We start from the raw sequence: 24,515 nt of genomic DNA, 5'->3' as shown, positions 1-24,515 counted from the left end.
ACACCATCTTGGGTCGGTGAAGCCGAGGGCGAGGCATCTCCTACAGGGATTGTCCGTCGATAGGCCGGTCAATAGTGATGCGCATTGGATCGAAGACTCGAGGAGCCTTGGGCTTGGCGGGGTTGACGATAAGCCGACGACTGCCGAGTGCCTGCCGTATTAAGGTGCGCTTCTCGGGCACCGTGGCAGCCTTCCAGCGTTCGGTCCACTCTGATAAGGATGCCGCCGTCATTTCGGCTGAAACCTTGTCATCTGAGACATCGGGAAGAGCTGTGAGTTGAGCATGGTACTTAGCTAGGTCTCGGTCGATCGGCTTCATCGCGATGTCGTACCGGCTCATGGTGATCTCGCGGCGGCCGAGTCGTCCGGCTAGCTCGTCGGCAAGTTCTTCGCACTCAGCTATGGCTGTTTGGAGCCGCTGCCGTTCCTCGCGGACCGGCTTGTTTGCGGCCTCGATCGCTGCGGCGTGCCGGGGGTCGGCGAGGATCTTCACCACAAGTACACCAACGTGCTTGTCCAGCTCGCGCTGATCGACTGAGATGCGACCACAGCCGCCGTCATAGGAGCGCGGCTGGCACCAGTAGCCGCGTCGAACACCGCCATCCGGATACGGCTTCATGTTCGCCCGTGGCCTACCGGTCAGGACATGCGAGCACAGGCCGCAGAAGACGAGGCCCGAACACAGATACACAGATGAGTTCGGCCGTCCGCGACGCCGTGACGCAAACAGCGCGTCGACTCGGTCCCACACCTCTCTCTCGATGATCGGCTCGATGCCCTTCAGGTCGCCGACCACCTCGCCTTGGTAGACCGCTAGTCCGGCATTGCGTGGACGGGTAAGGATCTGCTTCAGGTTCGCGCGGGTCCAGTGCTTACCTGTCGAGGTGGGGATGCCTCGCGAGTTCAACTCAACGACTAGGTCGTCTTGGGTCTCACCTGCGAGGACCCGAGTAACAAGGTCGCGGACAAGGGCCGCCTCATCCTCCCGCAGGGTTCCATCGGGTTCCCAGCCGAAGGCCCGCCATGATGCGTTCGACTCGCCGCGAGACGCCTTAAGCTTCTTGCCTCGCTTGACACGGGTGGAGAGCCGGTCTGACTCGTACGCGGCAGTGTTGAGCTGATCTCGGAACGCCTTCTTACCGCTGGCCGTCGTCAGGTCGTACTCGTCCTCCGAGTCGAGTACGAGTAGGCCGCGCTCGGCGGCCGTGATCAGGCGCTCGCCTTCGATTGGCCGGCGGGAGAAGCGAGCGAGATCGAAGACGACGACGCCATCGGACTCGCCGTCCTCAAGCCGGCGCATGAGCTTGTCCCAGTCCTTGCGCTTCACTCGCGGATTCCAGGCGGACCGGCCGCTGTCTACGAAGACTTCGCCGACCGTGGCGTCTCGTTCTTCAACGCGCGCAGTGCAGTCATCAACCTGCCCGGTGGTCGATCGCTGGCGGTCATCGCCAAGACGACTTACCCGCGCATATATATCGAGCACCTTGCCTCTGGCCTTGCCCATCCCGTGACCCTCTCCCTAGGGTCACTAATTCTACGCTGATTCCGGCGAGGTTTCGTTGGTCCAGCAGTGCCGGGCCGATCTCGCGCGCCGGGTCGGTGGCCAGCCGGCGTACGGCCTCCTCCGCCGACCAGTCGGCGCCGAGCGGGTCGGGTCCGAGGTGGCCGACCAGCTCCGACTCGCGGTCGGTGGGGACGATGACGACGTCGTGTACGCGAAAGCCGCGAGCGGTGACCCGGTCGGTCGCCAGCAGCACGCGCAGGTGGTGTGCCGGATGCGTACGTCCCATCAGCCGGCGACCGTCGGCCGCGGTGATCGTCCACGAGCCGTCCATCCGCAGGTGGTTGTGCAGGGTGAGGTTGTCGTCCGTACGCACGAGGATGTGTTTGCCGCGCGCGACAACTTCGGTGACCGTGCGGCCGGTGAGGTCGGTGGTGGCGAGCTGGGGGAGGCGGAAGTCGGTACGCGTGAGCCGGCCGCCGGCCAGCGCTCGGTGCAGTTTGTCGGCCGTCAGCCAGACGGTGTCGCCTTCTGGCATATGGCCATGATCGCCTACCATCGACAACCGTGGTTGAGCTGGCTGACCTGATCCGCGATCTGCGTGACGAGCTGGGTCGCGCGGTCGCGCAGGCCAACCAGCAGGGACTGCATTTCCAGCTGGGTCCGGTCGAGCTGGAGACCACGGTCGCGGTCAGCAAGGAGGCCAAGCCCGGCGCGAAGGTGAGGTTCTGGGTCGTCGAGGCCGGCGCCGACGCGTCGGTCGCGAAGGCGGCGACGCAGCGGATCAAGCTGACGCTGCAGCCGCAGTTGCCTGGCGGCGCGTCCGCGTACGTCTCTGGCGAGGCGAAGCCAACCGAGCGTTGACGTGGCCGGTCAGCGCCAACGGCTGGACAGCGACGGCTGACCTCGGTCGAATACCTCCTATGAAAATCGTTTTCCGGCTCTTCTTGGTTTTCGTCATTGCTTTTGGGTTGGCCAGCGTGCCGGCGGTGGCGCAGGCCGACGATTCCACCGAATATGTCAGCGTTTCCGTTGCTACGTCATGGGTCGATCCGGCGATCGACCGGCCGGTGGACGCGCCGGCGGTGTCGAATCCGGTGAATATCCGGAAATGGACCACCGACATGACGCTCGGCCAGCGCGTCGATCTGGTCGGCATGCTGGAAACCCAGGCGTTGTACGGAAATCCGGTCCGCATTCTGGAGCGCCAGGGCGACTGGGTCCACGTCGCGGTCGTCGGCCAACCGACGCCGCGTAACACGCTCGGCTATCCGGGCTGGGTGCCGGCGCGGCAGCTACTCACCAATCCGGTCTTCGGCGAGTTGCAGGCCGCGCGGCCGTTCGCGTTGGTGACGTCCAACACCACCTGGCTGTCCAAGGACGCGGCCGGCCGGCACCACGAGATGGAGCTGTCCGCCAACACGCGGCTGCCGGTGTTGGCGCGTACGGCCGCCGCCGTCCTCGTGGCGACTCCGGACCGCGGCTCTCGGTGGCTGCCAGCCAAGGACGTACGCGTCTTCGCCAAGGCCTCCGACATCCCGCGGCCGACCGGCGCCGACCTCGTACGCACCGCGAAGAAGTTCGTCGGACTGCACTATCTGTGGGCCGGCACGTCCGCCTTCGGCTTCGACTGCTCCGGTTTCACGCACACCGTCTATGCGCTCAACGGCATGACGATCCCGCGCGACGCCGGTCCGCAGAAGGTCGCCGGCACGCCGGTGGACAAGGCTGACCTGCAGGTTGGCGACCTGATTTTCTACGCGTACAACCACGGCACCGGCTCGGTCCACCACGTCGGCATGTACATCGGCGACGGCTACGAGATCGACGCGCCGGGCAACAGCGCCACGCAGGAGAGCCCGCTGGAGATCGTGAAGGTCGACCAGCACCGGTATGCCGACGAGTACGCCGGCGCTGTCCGTTACCTGTAGTTTTCCTGCCGCCGTACCCCGGTGTTACCGTCGGGTCTGGCACACCCACACCCGGGGTCGACGGAAGGAAGCCAGCGCAAGCGATGCCGCCTGAGGACAGCGCTCGCCGTGCGCACCCGTCACCTGACGACTCCGGCCCCACACGGGGTCTGCTGGACCGCCTGTTGCGCCGCTCGGCTCAGCCGACCAAGGCGCGGCAGGCGTCCAAACCGCAGCACGGCACCAGGGTCGCGCGGCTGCAGCGGCGCAAGGTGATCCGGCTCGCCGTCGTCGCCGGAGTCGCCGCGGTCGTCGTCGGGCTGTTGCTGGCTCCTGGCGTACGCGGCGTCTTCTTCAACCGGTCCGGCGGCGGCCTGCCCGCCACGGTCGCCAACCAGTCCAGCGCCACCAGCGCATACGCCGACACCCCGGCCGCCACCTTCCCGATCGGCGCGACCGGCATCCTGCCACCTCCGGCCGCCAAGCTCGGACCGTTCAGCGCGGCCGACGTGGAGGCGGCGACCAAGCTCACCAAGCAGACCCTGGTCGCCGCGCGCCTCGACCCGGCGATGCTGGAGAAGGGCGACACCACGACCTACCTGAGCAAGCTCGCCCCCAGTCTGCGACCGATGATCGGCTCAGCCCTGCAGAACGGCGCCGGCGCACTCGGCTATGCGACCCGGCTGGTGCCGGGGACCAAGCTCGCTTCTACGCAGATCCGGATCTCTGGCACGATGGACGTCAGCCTTGGCACCGATCAGCAGCTCGTGATCAAGGCTGACTATGTTTGGGTCTATCCGCTCGTACGCAGCGGCGCGACTCCCAGCGCCACCATGCCCGGCGGTGAGCTCGTGGTGCTACACACGGTCGAGACGTACGAGTGGTATCAGCCGGCCAAGGTGGTCGCGACCGAGCGCGGCCTGCGTACCGGCGGTGGCGAGTGGAACGCGTACAACAAGGACTGCGGCAAGTTTGGCCAGGGCTATCTGACCCTGGGACCGCTGGACAAGGACGGCCACACAACGGCGCCGCCGACCGCCGCGTACAACCCGAAGACGGCGCCTGACCTCCCCGGCGCCTGTTAGTTTGGTCGTGGCTAGGCGGCACGAGAGGCGTGGCGTCCCGGTAGTTGGCAAGAAAGTCCACTATGTGAGATCCAGTTGCCGGTGTAGCGCTAAATGTCCAACTTGCGAAGTTCGCGGACGTCGTGAATGTCGAGTTACTAGCGCTGGACGCAAGAAACAAGGCTTTCGCACCGCTGTGAGCACCGGAGCCTGTGATAGCTGTGACTACTGAGGCTGGTAATGCTGTTGCGACTGTTGGCCAGTAACGGATGCCCGTTTTGATGCCTTGTTAAACAAGTATTACGCAGTCAGGCCGCCTCACCCGCATTGTCAGCCACACCGGTCACACCAGCGCCATCCCCGCCACCACTCGATGTTCGCAAGGCCCCCATGCGTGCGTCAGACGCACGTAAGGAGGCCTCACTACCAAAACACAAACCGGCAAGGCGGACATTTAGCGCAACAGCAAGATCGTTTGGTGTCCATGCCGACGGGTTGCTTCCCATACGTGACCGAGCAAGCCTGGAGAACCCAGCCCCGCACGAAACCGCCGCCCGCATCCCCCATGCACACCGATTGGCGTTCCCGCGCCCCCTCCCTTGAGGTCGCCCTCCGCGCAGGAGCGCCCGCCGCGCAGGCGAAAAACCCAACCACCCACCCACGCAACAAACAAGAGACGCAACCACCCCCTTGACCGCAACAAACGGTCGAGCCCTCCACCTCCCCACCGAACAACGGGGCGAACACATCGCAACACGACGACCCCCGCCACCCACCGCACCCCCAGAAACTCACCCGTCTCCGCACCGCACCCCCAGAAACCCACCCCTCTCGCATCGCACCCACCAGAAGCCAACCCGCTCTCCGCGCCACCCCTTGGCGCCACCTCTCCTCACCGCCGCGATCCCTAAACTTGGACCCGATGACCCCCCACTCCGACCTCGCGCACCGCTGATGCCAACTATCACCACGCTCCTCTCCGGCCTGCTCGCACTCCTCCCAGCCCCCATCGTGCTGCTTCTCGCAGCGGTCATGCTCGCGGCAGAATCCGGCCTGTTGATCGGCGTGATTCTGCCTGGCGCCAGTGTCGCGATGGCGCTTGGTCTGTTCGCTCGCGGCGGCGCTTTCCTTTGTATGTAGCAATTGTCGCGGCGATTGCGGCGACGGTGACCGGCAGTCAGTACGGGTTTTTCCGCGGTCGCCGTGCGTTCAGTCATCCTGGTTGGCTGACCCGTTTGGTGGAACGGAAAATCGGCGCCGAGCGTGAGGAGATGTTGCTCGACGGCATTCGGCGGCGAGCGCGTTCGGCGGTTGGTGCGGCGCATTGTGTGGCGGTCGTGCGTACGCTCGTGCCGCGCTTCGCCGGTCGCGCTGGCGTGCCGTATTTTCGTTTCACCGCAGCGGATTGCGCCGGCGGGATGATCTGGGCCGGTGGCGTGACGACCCTTGGTTATCTCGCCGGGGCCGCATATGACACCGTGTTGCGTGCCGTCGGTTTCCTTGGGCTGCCAGCGATCCTGATCGTGGCTGTCGCGATTCTGGCCTGGCGGCTGACAAAACGCTAGGAAGGTGGCGGGGCGCCGGGGGAGCGCTGCGCTTCGGGCAGTGCGGCGTCGGCGGTGGCGGGATCGCCGAGCCAGGTGTATTCGTGCTCCGGCCGGCCGGTGGCGCCATAGCGCAGACCGATGCGAGCCTCGCCGTTTTCGGCCAACGCACCGAGATAACGCTGTGCGGTGGCGCGCGCGATCCCCAGCTCGGTGGCGATTTCGATGGCCGAGCGCGGCCGGCCGGCGCGGCGCAGTGCGTCGGTGACCAGCCGCGCGGTCACCGGCGACTGGCCTTTTGTGGTGCTGGAGCGGTCATTGTCGTGCAGCGCGCGCACGGACCGGTCGATGTCGTTTTGCCGCAGGGTCTGCGCGCTGCCGATCAGTGCGCGATAACGCGCGTACGCGGTCAGCCGGGTGCCCAGCTGTGCCGCGGTGAACGGCTTGATGAGGTAATTCAGCGCGCCGGCCCGCAATGCACTCTGCACCGTACGCGCGTCGGCCGCCGCGGTCAGCACGATGGTGTCGACGTCGAGGTCGGAGAGCAGTTGCAGGCCGGACTCGTCCGGCAGGTAGAGGTCGAGCAGCAGCAGGTCGGGCGACAGCTCGCCGACGCGTACGCGCGCCTCGCGGCCGGAGTGCGCCGTGCCGAGCACCGAGAAACCGGGCACTCCTTCGACAAAACCGGCGTGCATGGAGGCGACGAGGACGTCCTGGTCGACCACCAACGCGCGAATCATCGACCACCGCCGTCGATGCGCACGACAGCGGCCCGGTGGTCGCTGACCCACCGGGACTGCTGGACGGAATGCGGTGGCATGACGGACAGACGCTACTCCAAGCTGATCACCGACGTTTAACGAGATCCCCTGTAACTACACCGAAAGCCGCGAGCAAAAAGAGCAAAATAAACGCGCAATTCTCGGATGGCGCGTCGTTTTTGCCGATCACGCGGCGAATCATTCATGATCAACAGATGCTTTCGTTGCGGCCGACCGGAGCGGCGAGAGTAGCAACGGCAGCACCGACAGCGCTACGCCGACGCCGTTGACGAACAGGGTCGTACGCAGGTCGAGCAGGCTGGCGACCGCGCCGCCGAGCACGCTGCCGGCCGGCAGCATCCCCCAACTCAGCATCGTCATCACCGAGCCGGCCCGGCCCTGCAGGTGCGCCGGCGTCAGCCGCTGGCGATAGCTGGTCTGGACGATGTTGGACGCGACGATGGCAAACGCGGCCAGAAAACCGGCCAGCACGAACCAGCCGAGCGACCATCCTGGACCGGTCAGCGGATAGCAGAGGAACGCGGCGGCGGCGACGAAACCGGCCAGCAGGATCGTCCGCGCCTCACCGATCCGTGCGGTGATCCTGCCGGTGGCGGCGGTGGCCAGCAGCGCGCCGATCAGACCGATGGTGCCGAGCAGGCCGATGGTGGCCGCGTTCAGGTGCACCTCGCGGACCAGGAAGACGATCATGATGCCGTTGTCGGCGCCCTGGAACAGCACCCAGATCGCGATGTTGAGGCCGAGCGCGCGCAGCACCGGATGGCCGCCGACGAAGCGGAGTCCGTCGGCGATCTCGCGGCCGAGGTGGCGTGGCGCCGGCTCGATCGGCGGCTCGATCGGCGGCTCGATCGGCGGCTCGATCGGCGGCTCGGCCGCGCGGATCCGCACCAGGCCGAGCGCGGACAGCAGATAGCTGAGCGCGTCGACGGCGATGGCGATCGGCGCGGTCAGCACCTGTACGACCCAGCCGCCGACCGCGCTGCCGGCGACCGCGGCGACGGACGCGTTGCTGGCCAGCTTCGTGTTGGCCTCGACCAGCCGCTCCGGCCGCAGCAGCCGCGCCACGTACGTCATCTGGCCGATGTTGAAGAAGACCGTGCAGACGCTCGCGACGAACGCGACGGCGTACAGCTGCGGCATGCTGACCGCGCCGAGCAGGCTGGCGACCGGGATCGACAGCAGCAGGCAGGTGCGCGCCAGGTCGGTGACGATCAGCACCGGACGGCTGCGGATCCGGTCGAGCCAGGCGCCGGCCGGCAGGCCAAACAGCAGCGAGCCGGCCGTGCCGGCGGCGGTCAGCAGCGCGGTCTCGAAGGTGCTCGCGTGGAGTGTGACGACCGCGAGCAGCGGCATCGCGAGCAGCGCCGTACGCGTGCCGAGTTGGCTGATCAGGTCGGCCGTCCACAGCTGCCGGAAGTCGTGCTCGCGTAGCAGTCCGAGCCGTCGAGAGGTCAGAAGGGTCATGCCGTGACCCTAAACGATCAACGCAGAAAACTTGAGTCGAAGGCGCTAAAGATTGATGAGACACATCTGGCATGGTGAGAATGTGGCGGTTTGTCAGTTGCGGAGGCGGAGACCGCGCGGCGTCGGCCGGAAGCCGGCCTGCTCCAACAGATCGGCGAGCGGCGACTCCATGACGGCGGCGCCATCGGCCTTCTGCACGGACAGGGAGCCGAGCATGCCATCGCGTACGGCGCCGGCCAGCGCCAACGTCGCCGCGGTCAGCGCCTCGACCTCGGCGGTGAAGGACAGCAGCGTACGACCGCCGCGCTCGACGTAGAGTGTCAAGGCGCCGTCGACCAGCACGACCAGCGCGCCGGCCTTGCGGCCCGGCCGGTGCGTCGTGCCACCGACCGAATCCTCCGAGCGGTCCGGCCAGGGGAGCGCGGCACCGTACGGATTGGCCGGGTCGGTCGCGGCCAGCACCAGCGCACGCGGACCCTGGTCAGGTCGGCGGGCGCTCGTCGGCAGCAGGTCGCGGCGCGCGTCCTGGTTGCGCTGCAGATCGCCGGCGATCGCGCGCAGCCGGTCGACAGCCCCGGGCACCGCGAACTGCGCACCGCCGAGGCCTTCGACGAAATAGCCACGGCGTACGCGGCCGGCGTCCTCCAGCGCGGACAGCACCGAATAGATCCGGGCGAAGCCGCCGCTCACGCCTTCGCTGGTGACCGGTCCCTTGGTGACCACGCCATAGCGCTCGAGCAGCGCGTCGGTCGTCGCGTGTGCACGCAGCGTCGGCTCGGACTCGCGCTCCGGCAGCAGGCTCCAGCGGCCCGCCACGGTCGGTGGCCCGGTCCGCGACGGCAGCCGTGGCCGGCGGCTCGCCCTGCGGAAGCCCTGGCGCGCCGAGCTGGTGGACGGCCGGTGGCTCGTCCGGCCGGCGCCGAGCAGCGTACGCAGCGGCCCCAGCGTGTCGTTGCTGAGCCGGCCGGTCCACACCAGGTCCCAGATCGCCGAGACCAGCTTCTCGTCGTCGGGCACCGCGCCGAGAGCGGCCGCCACGCGGTCGGAGATGTCGCGGAAGAACAGCGCCTGGCCGCCGGCCAGCGCGTCGGTCACGGCGGTGTGCAGCTCGCCTTCCGGCGGGTCGGCGAACTCCGGCAGCAGCAGGGGAGCGGTGTCGGCGAAGGCCAGTGCGATCCAGCCGTCGTTGCCGGGCAGCGACCCGTTGCCGGCCCACAGCACCTCGCCGGCCGTACACAGCTCGTCGAGCAGAGCCGGCGAATAGTGCGGCACGCGCGCCGGCAGGATCAGCGACTCCAGCGCACTGGCCGGCAGCGGAACGCCTTGCAGCGTCGCGATGGCGTCGGCGAGCGCGTCGACTCCACCGCCGGACGGCCGGTGCGGACCGACCCGCTGCCAGGCCGGCAGGAACGCGCCGAGCGCGGCCGGCGGGACCGGCTCGACCTCGGCGCGCAGCACGGCCAGCGAGCGGCGGCGCAGCATCCGCAGCACCTCGGTGTCGCACCACTCCGCGCCGGCTCCACCTGGCGTGAACTCGCCGGCGGTGAGTCGCCCGGCCGAGGCGAGCCGCTGCAGCGCCGAGGCGGCCACGGCCACCCCGATGCCGAAGCGCTCGGCCACCGCCGCCGAGGTGAACGGTCCGTGCGTGCGCGCGTAGCGCGACACCAGGTCGCCGAGCGGATCGGCGACCGGCTCGGTGAACACGTCCGGCACGCCGACCGGCAGCGCGACGCCGAGCGCATCGCGTACGCGGCCGGCGTCCTCGATGGCGATCCACCGGCCTTCGCCGGCGATGCGTACGCGGATCGCTCGCCTGGCCGCGACCAGCTCGTCGACCCATTCCCGCCGGCCGCCGCGCTCGGCGATCTCCGCGGCCGACAGTCCGCCGAGCAGTCGGAGCAGGTCGGCCACATCGTCCACTGTGGACGCTCGCCGCTCCTCGGTGAGATATTGGATCTGTCGAACGGTTTCCGCGAGCACGTCGGGGTCGAGCAGCTCGCGGAGCTCGGCGCGGCCGAGCAACTCGGCGAGGAGTGTGGTGTCCAGCGCGAGGGCCTGCGCGCGCTGCTCGGCCAGCGGCGCGTCGCCCTCGTACATGAAAGCGCCGACATAGCCGAAAAGCAGCGACCGTGCGAACGGTGACGGCTGTGCGGTCGGGGCCTCCACGACCCTGGTCGTACGGTTTTCCATCTCGCGCATCAGCGCGGTCAGGCCGGGCAGGTCGAACACGTCGTTGAGGCACTCGCGCATCGCTTCGAGCACGACCGGGAATTCGCCGTATTCTCCGGCGACCGCCAACAACTGCGCGGCGCGCTGGCGCTGCTGCCACAGCGGCGCGCGGCGGCCCGGCCTCCTGCGTGGCAGGAGCAGCGAGCGAGCCGCGCATTCCCTGAACCTGGCGGCGAAAACCGCCGAGCCGCCGAGCTCGGCGGTGACGACTTCCTCGATTTCCTCCGGACTGAAGACGACAACGTCGGCCGGCGGGGGAGTTTCCATGTCTGGCAACCGCAAAACGATGCCGTCGTCGGAGGCGACCGCGTGGCCATCGATGCCATACCGTTCGCGCAGCCGTGCCGTCAGCGCCAAAGCCCAGGGAGAGTTGACCGGCGCGCCGAACGGCGAATGCAGGCAGATGCGCCAGTCGCCGAGCTCGTCGGTGAACCGTTCGACCACGATCGTGTGGTCGTCCGGCAGCGTGCCGGCGGCCTCGCGCTGGTCGGCCAGATAGGACAGCAGGTTGGTCGCGGCCCAGTCATCCAGGCCGGCGGTTTTGGCTCTGGCGATGGCTTTCGGCTCGGTCGTCGAGGTCATCTCGCGTACGAACGCGCCGACCGCGCGGCCGAGCTCCAGCGGCCGTCCCGGGGTGTCGCCCTTCCAGAACGGCATGCGGCCCGGCTGGCCCGGCGCCGGCGTGACGATCACCTTGTCCGGCGTGATGTCCTGGATCTGCCACGAGCTGGAGCCGAGCAGAAACACGTCGCCGACCCGCGACTCGTACACCATCTCCTCGTCGAGCTCGCCGACCCGCGATCCCTTCTCTCCGGCCAGGAACACGCCGAACAGGCCGCGGTCGGGGATGGTGCCGCCGCTGGTCACCGCCAGCCGCTGGGCGCCGGGCCGAGCCGTGAGGATGCCGGTGACCCGGTCCCAGGTGAGCCGCGGCCGCAGCTCGGCGAACGCGTCGCTCGGATAGCGGCCGGCCAGCATGTCGAGCGTGGCCTCCAGCGCGGAGCGAGGCAGCTCGGCGTACGGCGCGGCGCGGCGTACCAGGGCCTCGATGTCGTCCACAGTGGACTCGTCCATCGACACGATCGCCACGATCTGCTGCGCCAGCACGTCGAGCGGGTTGCGCGGACAATGCAGCTCCTCGATCGCGCCGTCGGTCATCCGCTCCGCGACGACCGCGCAGGAGACCAGGTCGCCGCGGTATTTCGGCAGGATCACCCCGGTCGACACGGCGCCGACCTGATGACCGGCACGGCCCACCCGCTGCAGGCCGCTGGCCACCGACGGCGGCGCCTCGACCTGGATGACCAGGTCGACGGCTCCCATGTCGATGCCGAGCTCCAGGCTGCTGGTGGCGACCACCGCCGGCAGCCGGCCGGCCTTCAGGTCCTCCTCGACGATCCGCCGCTGCTCCTTGGAGACCGAGCCGTGGTGGGCCTTGGCGATCACCGGCGGCGCACCTTTGCCGACCCCGGACTGGCCGACCGCCATCGCTGGGAAATGCTTCAGCGGCTGTGGGTTTTCCTCGGCAAGGTCGTTGAGCCGCGAGGTCAGCCGCTCGGCCGCACGGCGACCGTTGGTGAACACGATCGTGCTGCGGTGCGCGCGGATGAGCTCGTACACGCGTTCCTCGATCGCCGGCCAGATCGACTTGGACTCCACCTCGTCGCCGAGGTCGCCGGGATTGGGCTGGACCGTTGACATCTCGGCCATGTCCTCGACCGGCACCACCACGTCGAGCCGCACGGTCTTGCGTGCCGGCGGCTGGACGACCGTCACCGGCTGGCTGCCGCCGAGGAACCTGGCGACCTCCTCGACGGGTCGTACGGTCGCCGACAACCCGATCCGCTGCGCCGGCCGCTCCAGCAACGCGTCGAGCCGCTCCAGGCTGACCGCCAGATGCACGCCACGCTTGCCGCCGGCCATCGCGTGCACCTCGTCCACGATCACCGTCTCAACGCCGGCCAGCGCCTCGCGCGCGTTGCTGGTGAGCAGCAGGAACAGGCTCTCCGGCGTGGTGATCAGGATGTCGGCGCCGTTCTTGGCAAACGCTCGCCGCTCGTTGGCCGGCGTGTCGCCGGTGCGCATCGCGACCGTGACGTCCGGCTCAGGCAACCGCAACCGCGCCGCCGCTCTGCCGATGCCGGTCAGCGGCGTGCGCAGGTTGCGCTGCACGTCGACCGCCAGCGCCTTCAGCGGACTCACGTACAGGACACGGCACCGCGGCTTGTCCTCATCTCGGGGAATCGTCGCCAGCCGGTCGACCGAGGCCAGGAACGCGGCCAAGGTCTTGCCCGAGCCGGTCGGCGCGACCGTGAGGACGTGCTCACCTCGCCGCACGGCCTGCCAGGTGCCAATCTGCGCGTCCGTCGGCGCACTGAAGGCGTCAGCGAACCACGACCGGGTCGCCTCCGAAAACCCCTCCAGTCCGATCTGCATACCCCCATCCTCCCTCGCCGGTGTGACAGTTTGCCGAGGGTCGGTCGAGGTGGTCGGGTCTCAGCGGGGGCGGTTGGGGTGGTTGAGTCCTAGGGGGCGAGTAGAGGTGGTGGGTCTTAGGGGGGTGGAGTTGAGGTGGTTGGGCTCAGGAGGGGTTGAGGTCGTTGAGGTGAAGTTGGTTGCGTTCCATGATTGTTACGTTTGGGAGGTTTTTCGCCTTCGCGGCAGGCGCTCCTGCGCGGAGGGCGACCTCAAGGGGAGGGGTGCGCGGGGTTTCGTTGTTGGTCCGGTTGGGTGCCGCGGGTGTTTGTGGTGTGGTCCGGTTTGTCCGTTCTCCCCCGTCGGCGTCCGGAGGATGAGCACATGTGCGCCGGGGCTGCCGAGCTTGGGTGGGTGGTTGGGTTTCGTACGCGGCAGCCCCGGCGCACATGTGCTCAAGCAAAGCTCGCCGACGGGGGAGAACGGACAAACCGGACCAGGAGTGTGGCTGGGGCGCCGGAGCTGCGGTGGCGTCTCGGTGGGTGGCGTGAGGGTCCAGTATGTGGGATGCGAAGGTGTGTGGAGCGCTAAATGTCCGGCTTGTGAGGGTCGCGGATGGCATGAATGTCGAGTTACTTGCGTTGGACGCAAGAAAAAAGGCTTTCACGCTATAGCGATCCCCAGAAGCTGTGACGGGTGTGACTACTGAGGCTGATAATGCTGTTGTGACTGCTGGGCTGCAAAAAAATGTCCGTTTTGATGTCTTGTTTAACAAGTATTACGCAGCCGAGCCGCCTCACCTGCATTATCAGCCACAGCAGTCACACCAGCACCGCCCTGGACGCTGTGATGGCGTCCATGCCGACGGGGAGAACGAGCAAGCCCGGAAAACCCAGCCCCGCCCGCAAACCGCCGCCCGCACCCTCAATGCACATGATTGGCGGCCACGCGCCCCCTCCCTTGAGGTCGCCCTCCGCGCAGGAGCGCCCGCCGCGCAGGCGAAAAACCCAACCACCCACCCACGCAACAAACATAGAGACGCAACCACCTCCCCAACGCAACAACCATGAAGGCCCCAACAACCATGAAGACCCAAACCACGCCCCCTCGACGCACCGACCGCGCCCTACCCCGACAACTGTCCGAAATCTCACCGCCCCCACCCCCACCACCGATGCGACGATAAAAGCTGACCCGGACCAGGAGGACGCCTGTGCTGCCACTCGAGGGAATCACCGTCGTCGGGATCGAGCAGGCCGTGGCCGCGCCGCTTGCCACCAGGCACTGTGCCGACCTTGGTGCGCGGGTGGTGAAGGTCGAGCGTACGGATGGTGGTGACTTCGCCAGGGGGTACGACGCGGCGGTGAACGGGATGGCGGCGCATTTTTTCTGGCTCAACAGAGGGAAAGAGTCGATCGCGGTCGATCTCAAGACCGACGCGGGGCGGCGGGTTGTCGAGGACCTGATCCTGAGTGCGGATGTCTTCGTGCAAAATCTTGGCCCGGGCGCGGCGGCCAGGCTTGGCTTCTCCGCTGAGAAACTGCGCGCCCAAAAGCCAGGGCTGATTGTCGTCGACATGTCCGGATACGGCAAAGGTGGTCCGTACGGCCAAAAACCAGGATATGACCTCCTCCTGCAAGGCGAAGGCGGCCTGGCCTCGGTCACCGGTACGGCAGACACGCCGGTGAAAACTGGCATTCCGACAGTGGACATCGGCGCTGGGATGTACGCGCTCACCGCGATTCTTTCCGCACTGCTGCGCAGAGAACGCGGCGGCGGTGGGGCGAGCATCGAGGTGTCGATGCTGGACGCTGTCGCCGAGTGGATGGGGCATCCGCTGTATTACACGAAAGGCACCGGCCAGCCACCGAAGCGGTCGGCGCTCGGGCATCCGTCGGTGGTGCCCTACACCGGTTATCCGACCACCGACGGCGAGGTGCTGATCGGCATCCAGAACGACCGCGAGTGGGTCCGGCTGTGTACGGATGTGCTCGACCGCGCCGAGCTCGCGCGCGACCCCGGTTTCGCGACCAACATCGCGCGTACGCGCGACCGTGAGGCCGTCGACGCGGCGATCACCGAGGTCTCGTCCAAGCTGTCGACGGCGGAGTTGGTGGCCAAGCTCGACGCAGCGGCCATCGGCAACGCGCGGCTCAACGACGTACGCGGCCTGGCGGAGCATCCGCAGCTCAGAGCGCGCGACCGGTGGCGGCCCGTGATGACGCCGGTCGGTACGGTCGAGGCGATCCTGCCGCCGTTCACGTACGCCGACACCGAGGCGGCGATGGGACCGGTGCCGGCGCTCGGCGAGCACACCGACTCGGTGCTCGCCGGCCTCGGCCGTACGCCTGAGCAGATCAAGGCCCTGCATACCGACCGTACGGTTGGCGGAAACGTTAGGTAGGCTCATGCCGTATCTGCCCCGGAAACCAGAAACACAGGAGCAGTCGGTGCGTGACATCGCCATTTTCAGTGGCACCGCCCATCCCCAGTTGGCCGAGGAAATCTGTTCGCATCTCGAACAGCCGTTGCATCCGGTGCTCGTCGAGCGCTTCGCGACCGACTGCCTGGGTGTGCAGCTGCAGGCCAACTGCCGTGAGCGGGACGTGTTCCTGGTCCAGCCGCTGGTGCGGCCGGTGCAGGAAAACCTGGTCGAGTTGCTGTTGATGCTCGACGCGGCGCGCGGTGCCTCGGCGGCGCGTACGACCGTGGTGATGCCCTATTACGCGTACGCGCGCTCCGACAAGAAGGACGCGCCCCGGATCTCGATCGGTGGCCGCCTGGTCGCCGACCTGATGGTGTCGGCCGGCGCAGACCGGATGCTGGCGATGACGCTGCATTCGCCCCAGGTGCACGGATTTTTCAGCGTACCGGTGGATCACCTGCACGCCCTGCGTGAGCTGGCCGCGCATTTCCGCGGCTATGACATGTCCAACACCACGGTCGTCTCGCCGGACCTCGGCAACGCCAAGGAGGCGGCCGCCTTCGCGCGGATGCTCGGCGTGCCGGTCGCGGCCGGTGCCAAGCAGCGGTTCGCCGACGACAGGGTGAGCATCAGCTCGGTCATCGGTGACGTGGCCGGCCGGGACGTGATCGTGGTGGACGACGAGATCGCCAAGGGCAGCACGGTGCTGGAGCTGCTCGACCGCCTGCGTGAGATCGGTGTGCGTACGATCCGGGTCGCCTGCACCCATGGGCTGTTCGCCAGCGGCGCGTTGAAGCGGATCGGTGACCAGCCCGACGTGCTGGAGATCGTCTGCACCAACACCGTGCCGATCCCGGAAAGCGAGCGGCACCCGAAGCTGTCGGTGGTGTCGATCGCGCCGGCCCTGGCCGAGGCGATGCGGCGCATTCACAACGGCGAGTCGGTCAGCGCTCTCTTCGACGCCTGACCCGATAGGCGGCCACCGCGGCGCGGTTGGCGCAGACGTTGTCGCAGAAGCGCTTGGACCTGTTCTTCGACAGGTCGACGAGGACGCGGTCGCAGGTGGGGTAGTCGCACGTACGCAGCCGGCTGAGCTCCTTCGCGCGCACGACGTCCGCGACGGCCATCGCCGCCTCGACGGCCATCCGGGTGGCCAGCGGCGCGTCGCGCGGCACCGCGTGCAGGTGATAGTCCGTCCCGTCGTGCTTGATGATCTGCGGCAGCGCGTTGTGCTCGCGGAGAAGGGCATTGACGATGCGTACGATCTCGTCCTCGTCGGCTTGCCAGATCCGCCGCAGCCGTGGCCGCAGGTCGCGTACGGCGCGCAGCTCCGCGTGGCTGTGCTCACGCGCGCCGGTCCACCCCTGACCCTCGACCAGCTTGTCCAGCGCGTCGACGTCGGTCAGCGTGTCGTCGTCGCCGTCCAGCGTGTTGACCAGCTCGGCGACGCTGGCGAGCGCGAGGTCAGTGTCGTGCGTAAAGATCGTCTTCACGGCTCGTCTCCGGTCGCGGCACCGGCGGCCGCAGCTCGTCGAGGCGGACCAGCGCCACCCCGGCGACCAGCAGGACGCCTCCGGCCAACTGTATGGGGGCCGGCAGCTCGCCGAGCAGCAGCCACGCGAAGAACACCGCGAACAGCACCTCGGTCAGCCCGACGAACGACGACAGCCGCGGACCGAGCATCCGCGCCGCGCCGATGCCGGTGACGTACGAGACGACGGCGGCGATCACCGACACGCCGATGATCGGCACCAGCCAGCTCATCCGCAGGCCGGCGAAGGTGACCTCGCCGAACGTGACGTGCATCGGCAACAGGCCAATGGCACCCGCGGCGAGCAGCGTCACCGTCGCGACCACCATGCCGCCGCTGGCCATCGCGACCGGCGGCAGGTCGTCGCGGCTGTTGGCCGACAGCAGGAAGTACGTCGCCAGGCCGAGCGCCGAGCCGAGCCCCCACAGCACGCCGATCCAGTGCACGCCGCCGGCCGCGCCGATGTTCAGTACGCAGATCAGGCCGACCAACGCCAGCACGGATCCGGCCACTGTCAGTCGTCGCGGCCGTTGTCCGTGCCGAGCCCACATCCAGCCGACCACCAGGATCAGGCCGCAGTATTCCAGCAGCAGAGCCACGCCGACCGGCAGATACTGGATCGCGTTGAAGAAACAGACCTGAGCGCCGGCGACGGCTCCGAAACCGTATGCGGCGACCATGGCGGCATCGCGCCGCAACGTCCGCCAGTGTCCGCGCAGCGCGACGATCGCCGGGATCGCGAGGATCAGCGCGGCGATCCCGACGCGCGCCGCGACCGCCGCACCGGCCGTCCAGCCGGCGTCGGTCAGCGACCGCGCGAAGGCACCTGACGTGCTGAAAGTCGCCGCGGACAGGAGTGCGAGACCCAGGCCGGCCCCAGCCATCGGACGCATGCGTCGCTCCACCGTGTAATAGATCAAAGGTGCGTACGCATGTGACGCTACGGTCCGCGCACGTAATACGTCAAGGGTGTTATGACCTGTGACGCACGTACGCGGCCATCAGGCCAGGCGGTCGCGGATCTCGTCGGCCTCCGGCAGTGCCAGCTCCTCGTACAGTGCGAGTGCGTCCTGCCAATGCCGCCGAGCCGTCGGCGGATCGTCGGCGTGCAGTTGCGCGAGGCCGACCAACGTGTGCGCGTGTTCGTAACGGTCGCCGGACTCGACCACCAGCGCCAGCGCGGTTTCGTAGTATTCCTGCGCCTGGGTATGCTCGCCGAGCTCTCGCGCCACGTCGGCCAGCCCGATCAGGCAGCGGATTTCCAGCTCTCGCTGGCCGATCTCGCGGTTCAACTCCAGGGCCGTCTGGAAATTCTCGCGTGCTTCCGGAAAACGCCGGCAAGCCTGGAAAAGTACGCCGAGGCCGCATGTCACCTCGACCTCGCCGACCCGATAGCCGGCCTCGGTGAAAAGCGGCCCGGCGACGCTGAGTTGTTCGTACGCCTCGTCGAAACGCTCAAGCCGTGTGTACGCCCTCGCCAGATTGGCGTGTCCGATCGCCAGGCCGAGCCGGTTGCCGATCTCGACGTTGATCGCCTTGGAGCGGTGGAAAGCGTCGACCGCGTCGGTCAGCTGTCCGAGCCGTTCGTACGCGGTGCCCAGATTGTTGAGCGTCCGGCTTTCGCCGAGCCGGTTGCCGGTCTCGCGATGGATCGCCAACGCGCGCTCGTGATGCTCGATCGCCACGCGGCAAAAGCCGAGCAGCATGTGGACGCTGCCGAGCGCGTACAACACCGTGCCCTGCGCGACGATGTCGCCGACCTCGACGAAAAGTGCGTGTGCCTCCTGCAGAAACTCGCGCGCCGCCGGCACCTGACCGCGGCGCGAGGCCACCAGGCCCAGACCCCACAGGGCGGCGGCCTGGCCGGCCTTGTCGCCAAGTTGTCGGTGCAGTTCCAGTGCCTGCTGGTGATGTTCGGCCGCAGCCGGATAATCGCCGAGTCGGCGTCGGGTGATGCCAAGCAGGTTCAGCGTCGCGGCTTCGGCTCGCTGGTCGCCGAAACATTCCTTCAGTGCCATCGCGTGCAGCGTCAGCGCATCCGGATAGTGGCCGCAGGTGTCCAGAAAGTCGGCCAGCACCGGTGACAGCCTCACAGCGTTTCCGGTTGCCACGGCGAGAAAGTTTGGCCGCTCTCGTTCCAGCCAGCCGCGTGCGCTCGCCGAGTCGGGAAAAGCCGGCGTTTCCGGATCTGGCCCACGAAACGCGACAGCGGTCGCCATCCGCGCGTTTTCCAGATAATAGTTGGCAAGCCGCGCGAGTGCTTCGTCGGTGTCCGGCAGCTCAGTGGCTCTTTCGGCCGCGTACGCGCGAAGCAGGTCGTGCATGCCAAACCGGCCCGGCACGGTTTCCTCGACCAGATGTCCGCGACAGAGCGCGTCGAGTGTCGCGGTCACCCGGTCGGTGCCGGCGAGCGCGGCGACCGCTGCCTCGTCCAGCGTCCGGCACGGATGCGCGCCGAGCAGCCGAAACAGTCGGTCCTCGGCCGGCGACAGGTTGTGACACGACCACGAGAAAACGGCGCGTACGGCGGTGTACTCGTCGTCGCCGGCGGCGAGCAGATCGAGCCGGCGGGACTCGTCGGCGAGCTCGGTGACCAGGTCGGCGAGGCTCGTACGCGGCCGCGAAAGTGCCAGCTCGGCGGCGATCCGCAGCGCCAACGGCAACCGCGCACAGCGCTGCGCCAGCGCGATCGTCTGCTCCGGCTCGGCGTCGGCCCGCTCGGCCAGCATTGTCCGCAACAAATGCACCGACTCGTCCAGTGACAGCAGGTCGAGGTTGATCCGTACGGCGCCGTGCCGCGCGACCAGGCCGGGCAGCGTGTCGCGGCTGGTCACGAGCACGAGACAGGTGCCGGTGCCGGGCAACAGGTCTCGCACCTGCGCCACCGAATGCGCGTTGTCCAGCAGGATCAGCATCCGGCGACCGGTCAGCAGGGTGCGATAACGCGCGGCGCGCTCGGCGGTGCCCGGTGGTACGGACGCGCCGTCGGGCTGCAACGCGTGCAGGAACACCTCGAGCGCTTCGGCCGGCGCCATCGGCCGGTCGGGGTCGTATCCGCGCAGATTCACGTAAAGCTGGCCGTCCGGAAACCGGTCGGCGACCCGGTGCGCCCAATGCACCGCCAACGCCGTCTTGCCGACGCCGGCCGTGCCGGAAACCGCCGAGATCACCACCGCGCCGGATTCGCCGGTCGTACGACAAAGCCGGTCGAGACTGGACAACTGTTCGTCCCGGCCACTGAAACCCGCGACATCGGCCGGCAGCTGCCGCGGCGCCGCGTCGGCGCGTACGGTCTCACCGCCACCGCCGGCGGTCGCCAGCCAGAGCTGATGAAAACGCTCGCCGTCGCCGCCGAGCGTCTCCACGATCAGCTCGACCAGACCCCATCGCGGCACTTTCGGCCCGGAAAACGCGGCCGAGATCGTCGTGTGGCTGCAGCCGACCTCCCGCGCCATGTCGCGCAGGCTCGGCCAGCCGGCGCGGTGGTGCAGCTCGTGCAACGCGTCGAAAAGGTCCTTCGCCGGACCTTCCGGCAACCGCGGCCTGGGCAGTGCACCCACGGCGCCTCCTACCAGGAATTCTTGGTGCCAGTGTAAGAGCCTGTTGGGGAACGGTGGCACGCGATAGCCGAGCCCAAACGCCGCCTGCCGGCACCGGACGAAAGCCCACCATAGCGCTGCTATTTGGGCTTCCGTCCGGCACCGGCAGGACGACGTTTGGAATCTCGACTCTCGCGCACCACCGTTCCCCAACAGGCTCTGGGCATCGGTACGCCGTACAGTTTCGTCAGCAATCGTCAACCGTCTGTTGCCGGCCAGGACACTGACGGCATGAGCAATCCGGTCAGGGTCAAAGTGCTCCGATACGTGTGGGATTCCGGCTGGTCCGGTGCGGCCGCGGCGGCGCCGTGGTCGGACCGTACGTTCGCCGAGATTTTCCAGGAACACAACGGTTGGAGCCTGCGTGACTTCTGGCGGCGCGGCAGCCTCGGCCGGCTCGACCTGCGGTTCGACATCGACCCGTGGTCGGTGTTGCGCGGCGCCGCGCACGAGGAACTGCACGCCGACCGGCGAAAGATCATCGCCGCCTGCCGCGCGCAGGCCGCGGTGGACGGCCTGCTTTTCGACGACTACGACCATGTGATCGTCTTCGTTCACGAACCGCCGTCGGACACCGGCACGTACGACGGCGACCTGGTCCTCGACCAGGGCCGGACGCTGGAGTACTACCAGTACGCGATCGGCCGGATGCTCGGTTTCCGTCCCGGCTATGGAAAAGGTGGGAGGTTTGACGATCCGTATTGTGTGATGGGGTCCGGGCTCGGCGACCACCTGATCGATCCACCGCCGCTGACCTCGATCGGCGATCAGCAGTGGCGCAGCGGCCCGCGCGTGTCAGCCGCGGCGCTTTACCGCTATCTGCACGATTACCGGGTCACCGTCCCGCTGTCCACTTTGGACGAAGAGGTGACGTTGACGGCGTTGCCGGACGCGGTCGACGGCAGCGTCACATTGGCGGTCTGTCCGACTTTCGGCGGTGGCCGGGTCGCTGTCGAATACCGCACGGCCGTCGGCGACGACCAAGGCGTGACGCCAGGCGTGGTGGTGCACTCGATCGGCGTACGGCCGGACGGCGAGGACGATCCGGAGATCGACCCGGTGCGGTTCGAGGTGGCCGTGCCGGCGGCCGCCGGCGCCGAGGTGATCATCGTCGGCGACCTGCGGCTGAAAGTGCTCGACGCGCCGGACCCGTCCACCGTGACGGTCACTTTTACCCGGGTCTAGAAGGCTTTCCAGGCCGTGGTCGTGTCGCCGGTGCGCAGCGCGCGTACGCGCTCGGAAAACTCCGCGCGAGCCGCTGGATTGCCAGGAATTCTTTGCGCCACCCAGGCCGCCGAGGCGACCTCGCGCGCCGCCATCAGCAGCTCCGCGCCCGCCCATTCCGTCACGTCCCAGCCGTACGCGCGCGTGAAGGCCGCGTAATCGTCGGGGTCGAGGCCATAGCGACGCCGTGCCAACGCCAACACGGTCAGGTCGTGCTCGCGGAAGTCGTCGGCGAAGGTTTCCAGATCGAGCAGCATCGGCCCGCGCTCGGTCACCCGTACGTTGCGCGGCAGCGCGTCGCCGTGGATCACACCGGGATCCAGCCGAGGCGTCAGGTGCGCCACCGCGGCGGTGAGCTCGTCGGCGCGGCTGCGCAGAAACGCGGCGTCGGCGGCTGGCACCTCAGCGCTGGACGCGAGCCACCGCGGCACGTTGGCGAGCAGGTCACGGCGCGGCAACGCGAACGGCGGTGCCGGCAATGCGTGCAGCATGCGCAGCAGCAGGCCGAGATCGACGGCACGCGCCGGTCGTACGGCCGGTGGCAGGGCCTCCCAGAAACTCACCGGATGGCCGTCGACGACGACCACCTCGGCCGGCACCCCGGCGGCCGGCCGTACCGCCGGCAGGCCGTGCTCGGCGAGCCAGCCGGCGACTCTCAGGGACAGCTGGGCGCGCTCGGCGACCGCCGGCTCGCGGCCGATTTTCGCCACCACCGCGCCGTCGCCGAGCGCCACCACGGCATTCTCCGAAAGCCACAGCACCTCCGGCGAGTCCACAGTGGACGGCAGGCCGGCAATGTCGCAGGCCTGCCGCAGCACAGGCACGAGCAGCGACTCGTCCAGCTGCGCGACCTCTCCCATGGCGCCGAGCTTAAACGGTCATTGCTGCTAACAGATCACTTTTCCAGGCGATTGGCGAGCCGAATTCGCACAGCCGGCCAGTCGTCGTCGGTCATCGCGAACTGCACGGTGTTGCGCCAGGTGCCGTCCTTACGCAGCTTGTGCTTACGCAGCAAGCCTTCTCGCCGTGCTCCGAGCCGCGCGATCGCCGCCTGCGAGCGTTCGTTGAATTCGTCGGTGTGCCAGACGACGCGTACGGCGCCGAGCTCGTCGAACGCGCGTGTCAACAGCAGCAGCTTGGCCTCGGTGTTGAGTGGACTGCGCCAGAACCGGCGGCCGAGCCAGGTGTGGCCGATCGCGACCGTACGGTTGGCCGCGTTGATCTCGTAGTACGACGTGGAGCCGGCGACCTCCTCGCGGCCGTCGCGCAGGTCGACCTGGACCCACGGCACGCGCTGGCCCTTGTCCCACTGGTCGAGGATGTCGGTGACCAGGTCGGCCGACTCCTGCCGGCTGGTCGGCCGGTGCACCGACAGCCAGCGAAACACCTCGTCCTCGTCAGCGGCGGCGAGCAGGCCGTCGACGTGCGCCGGCGACAGCGGCTCAAGTCGTACGAACCGGCCGGTCAGCGGCGGTGCGCTGTGCCAGTCGGTGGCGGTCAACTGGGTCGTCATCGGTCCTCCATGCGGCCGGCGAGCAGCCGCCGCGCCCCCGGCCAGTCGTCGTCGGTCATCGAATACAGCACGGACGTGCGCCAGCTGCCGTCCTTGCGCCGCCGGTCCTTGCGCAGCAGTGCCTCGCGGCGAGCGCCGAGCCGCGCGATCGCCGCCTGCGAACGCTCGTTGAACTCGTCCGTACGCCACCCCACCCGCACCGCGCCAAGGTCCTCGAAGGCGCGGCTGAGCAGCAGAAACTTGGCCTCGGTGTTGATCGGCGTACGCCAGAACCGGCGGCCCAGCCAGGTCGCGCCGATCTCCACCGACCTGGTCGCCGGATCGGGATGCACGTACGAGGTCACGCCGGCGACCACCGGCTCCGGACCACGCAGGTCGAGCTGCGCCCAGGTCAGCCGGTCGGGGTCGGCGAGCGTACGCGTCACGTACGCAGTCGCCTCGGCGGCCGTGGTCGGCGGTGGCTGCAGGTTCCAGCGGAAGACCTCCGGGTCCTCAGCCGCCGCGAGCAGGCCGGCCGCGTGGTGCTGGCCGAGCGGCACCAGCCGTACCCACCTGCCGGTCAGCACCGGCGTGTCGTGCCAGCTCACCGTGTCGGAGTCCAGCCGGTCACGTGGTCGGGCACCGGCGCACCGAGCAGCTCTGGCGCCGGCTTCGGCTCGCCTGCGGTGACGTGCAGCGGGATCGTGCCGGCCCAGTGCGGCAGATCCAGGTCCTCCGGGTCGTCGAAGTCCGACTTGTCCTGCCGCACCTTCGCCGCCGCCTCGGCCAGCGGCAGCTCCAGCACCGCGGTCTTGGCCAGCTCCTGGGGGTTGGCGCGGCGCGAGTGGCTGGCGCGGTCGGGCACGAGCTGGTTGATGAACGCGTCGAGTGCCTGCTGCTGGCGCTCGCGGTCGGTGACCAGCCGCGCCTTGCCGTGCACGACCACCGAGCGGAAGTTGACCGAGTGGTTGAAGGCCGACCTGGCCAGCACGATCCCGTCGATCAGCGTGACCGCGACACACACCGGCAGCCCGTCGGCGTACTCGCGGGCCAGCAGACCGAGCCGGCTGCCGGAGGAGCCGTGCAGCAGCAGGTTGTCGCCGACGCGCGCGTGCAGGGTGGGCAGGATCCGCGGCTCGCCGTCCAGGATGTAGGAGACGTGGCAGACCAGCGCCTCGTCGAGGATCGCGTACACGGCCGCCTGCTCGTCCGTCATCCGGTCGCGATAGCGCAGCGGGATCGTACGCGTCATGAGCACTCCTTCGTACTGGTACATAAATCCTTATGTGCCACTACGATAATGCCTTGGTTGACGCGATGTCGACGGGGTTGTGC

At 68.3% G+C, this 24,515-nt stretch carries 20 protein-coding genes; 8 read left to right on the top strand and 12 right to left on the bottom strand.

The genetic code is table 11. The annotated features are described in order from the left end of the window. Nucleotides 1-40 precede the first annotated feature (40 nt). Together GNX95_RS14990 and GNX95_RS14985 are read right to left on the bottom strand one after the other, a co-directional pair. Nucleotides 41-1,504, bottom strand: a complete 1,464-nt coding sequence (locus tag GNX95_RS14990; RefSeq protein WP_163507677.1) for a recombinase family protein — start codon at nucleotides 1,502-1,504, stop codon at nucleotides 41-43. Beyond that, nucleotides 1,443-2,039, bottom strand: coding sequence for a DNA-formamidopyrimidine glycosylase family protein (locus GNX95_RS14985; protein WP_163507676.1), 597 nt, complete (start codon nucleotides 2,037-2,039; stop codon nucleotides 1,443-1,445). The genes GNX95_RS14990 and GNX95_RS14985 overlap by 62 nt, the downstream gene beginning before the upstream one ends. Before the next feature lie 29 nt (nucleotides 2,040-2,068). Between GNX95_RS14985 and GNX95_RS14980 the strand changes: the two genes are divergently transcribed. From GNX95_RS14980 to GNX95_RS14960, 5 genes are all read left to right on the top strand, one after another. Further along, the gene (locus GNX95_RS14980; protein ID WP_163507675.1) at nucleotides 2,069-2,365 is read left to right on the top strand and encodes a trypco2 family protein; all 297 of its coding nucleotides are present in this window, start codon (nucleotides 2,069-2,071) and stop codon (nucleotides 2,363-2,365) included. Between the two features lie 59 nt (nucleotides 2,366-2,424). After that, nucleotides 2,425-3,432 carry a C40 family peptidase gene (locus tag GNX95_RS14975; RefSeq protein WP_163507674.1) on the top strand — a complete coding sequence of 336 codons (1,008 nt, stop codon included), beginning with the start codon at nucleotides 2,425-2,427 and terminating at the stop codon, nucleotides 3,430-3,432. Between the two features lie 83 nt (nucleotides 3,433-3,515). Beyond that, on the top strand, nucleotides 3,516-4,496 hold the full coding sequence (locus GNX95_RS14970) for a hypothetical protein (RefSeq protein ID WP_163507673.1): 981 nt from the start codon (nucleotides 3,516-3,518) through the stop codon (nucleotides 4,494-4,496). Nucleotides 4,497-5,429: 933 nt separating this feature from the next. Continuing rightward, nucleotides 5,430-5,615: a hypothetical protein gene (locus GNX95_RS14965; RefSeq protein ID WP_163507672.1), complete on the top strand. Its 186-nt coding sequence runs from the start codon at nucleotides 5,430-5,432 to the stop codon at nucleotides 5,613-5,615. A 26-nt stretch (nucleotides 5,616-5,641) separates the two neighbouring features. Then, nucleotides 5,642-6,040 carry a DedA family protein gene (locus GNX95_RS14960; RefSeq protein ID WP_246281606.1) on the top strand — a complete coding sequence of 133 codons (399 nt, stop codon included), beginning with the start codon at nucleotides 5,642-5,644 and terminating at the stop codon, nucleotides 6,038-6,040. Here GNX95_RS14960 and GNX95_RS14955 read toward each other — a convergent pair. The 3 genes from GNX95_RS14955 to GNX95_RS14945 all read right to left on the bottom strand — a co-directional run bounded on the left by GNX95_RS14955 (nucleotide 6,037) and on the right by GNX95_RS14945 (nucleotide 12,930). Continuing rightward, nucleotides 6,037-6,759, bottom strand: a complete 723-nt coding sequence (locus tag GNX95_RS14955; protein WP_163507670.1) for a response regulator — start codon at nucleotides 6,757-6,759, stop codon at nucleotides 6,037-6,039. The genes GNX95_RS14960 and GNX95_RS14955 overlap by 4 nt on opposite strands. Nucleotides 6,760-6,978: 219 nt before the next feature. Further along, nucleotides 6,979-8,265, bottom strand: coding sequence for an MFS transporter (locus GNX95_RS14950; RefSeq protein WP_163507669.1), 1,287 nt, complete (start codon nucleotides 8,263-8,265; stop codon nucleotides 6,979-6,981). A 93-nt stretch (nucleotides 8,266-8,358) separates the two neighbouring features. After that, complete coding sequence (locus GNX95_RS14945) at nucleotides 8,359-12,930, bottom strand: ATP-dependent helicase (RefSeq protein ID WP_163507668.1); 4,572 nt, start codon at nucleotides 12,928-12,930, stop codon at nucleotides 8,359-8,361. 1,192 nt (nucleotides 12,931-14,122) lie between these two features. Between GNX95_RS14945 and GNX95_RS14940 the strand changes: the two genes are divergently transcribed. Together GNX95_RS14940 and GNX95_RS14935 are read left to right on the top strand one after the other, a co-directional pair. Further along, a complete protein-coding gene (locus tag GNX95_RS14940) occupies nucleotides 14,123-15,313 on the top strand; it encodes a CaiB/BaiF CoA transferase family protein (protein ID WP_163507667.1) in 1,191 nt (396 codons plus the stop codon). Nucleotides 15,314-15,359: 46 nt separating this feature from the next. Beyond that, nucleotides 15,360-16,301, top strand: a complete 942-nt coding sequence (locus GNX95_RS14935) for a ribose-phosphate diphosphokinase (RefSeq protein WP_163507666.1) — start codon at nucleotides 15,360-15,362, stop codon at nucleotides 16,299-16,301. Here the strand turns inward: GNX95_RS14935 and GNX95_RS14930 are convergent. From GNX95_RS14930 to GNX95_RS14920, 3 genes are all read right to left on the bottom strand, one after another. After that, the gene (locus GNX95_RS14930; RefSeq protein WP_163507665.1) at nucleotides 16,279-16,827 is read right to left on the bottom strand and encodes a CGNR zinc finger domain-containing protein; all 549 of its coding nucleotides are present in this window, start codon (nucleotides 16,825-16,827) and stop codon (nucleotides 16,279-16,281) included. The two genes, GNX95_RS14935 and GNX95_RS14930, sit on opposite strands and share 23 nt — an antisense overlap. After that, a complete protein-coding gene (locus GNX95_RS14925) occupies nucleotides 16,799-17,758 on the bottom strand; it encodes an EamA family transporter (RefSeq protein ID WP_163507664.1) in 960 nt (319 codons plus the stop codon). The genes GNX95_RS14930 and GNX95_RS14925 overlap by 29 nt, the downstream gene beginning before the upstream one ends. A 108-nt stretch (nucleotides 17,759-17,866) precedes the next feature. Beyond that, complete coding sequence (locus tag GNX95_RS14920; protein ID WP_163507663.1) at nucleotides 17,867-20,425, bottom strand: ATP-binding protein; 2,559 nt, start codon at nucleotides 20,423-20,425, stop codon at nucleotides 17,867-17,869. 270 nt (nucleotides 20,426-20,695) lie between these two features. Here GNX95_RS14920 and GNX95_RS14915 point away from each other — a divergent pair, with 270 nt between their 5' ends. Further along, entirely contained in the window at nucleotides 20,696-21,649 is a 954-nt protein-coding gene (locus GNX95_RS14915; protein ID WP_163507662.1) for a hypothetical protein, read from the top strand. Here GNX95_RS14915 and GNX95_RS14910 read toward each other — a convergent pair. From GNX95_RS14910 to GNX95_RS14895, 4 genes are read right to left on the bottom strand one after another with little or no spacing between them, the layout of a single operon-like run. Continuing rightward, nucleotides 21,646-22,548: a phosphotransferase enzyme family protein gene (locus tag GNX95_RS14910; protein ID WP_163507661.1), complete on the bottom strand. Its 903-nt coding sequence runs from the start codon at nucleotides 22,546-22,548 to the stop codon at nucleotides 21,646-21,648. The two genes, GNX95_RS14915 and GNX95_RS14910, sit on opposite strands and share 4 nt — an antisense overlap. 35 nt (nucleotides 22,549-22,583) lie before the next feature. Continuing rightward, nucleotides 22,584-23,201 carry a GNAT family N-acetyltransferase gene (locus GNX95_RS14905; protein WP_163507660.1) on the bottom strand — a complete coding sequence of 206 codons (618 nt, stop codon included), beginning with the start codon at nucleotides 23,199-23,201 and terminating at the stop codon, nucleotides 22,584-22,586. Then, a complete protein-coding gene (locus tag GNX95_RS14900; protein ID WP_163507659.1) occupies nucleotides 23,198-23,788 on the bottom strand; it encodes a GNAT family N-acetyltransferase in 591 nt (196 codons plus the stop codon). Before GNX95_RS14900 ends, GNX95_RS14905 begins: the two co-directional genes overlap by 4 nt. Next, nucleotides 23,785-24,432, bottom strand: coding sequence for a pyridoxamine 5'-phosphate oxidase family protein (locus GNX95_RS14895; protein WP_246281605.1), 648 nt, complete (start codon nucleotides 24,430-24,432; stop codon nucleotides 23,785-23,787). Before GNX95_RS14895 ends, GNX95_RS14900 begins: the two co-directional genes overlap by 4 nt. Nucleotides 24,433-24,515: the final 83 nt, after the last annotated feature.

The sequence above is a fragment of the Fodinicola acaciae genome (genome assembly GCF_010993745.1).
GTDB lineage: Bacteria > Actinomycetota > Actinomycetes > Mycobacteriales > HKI-0501 > Fodinicola > Fodinicola acaciae.
This window is presented reverse-complemented; position numbering and strand designations above follow the sequence as displayed.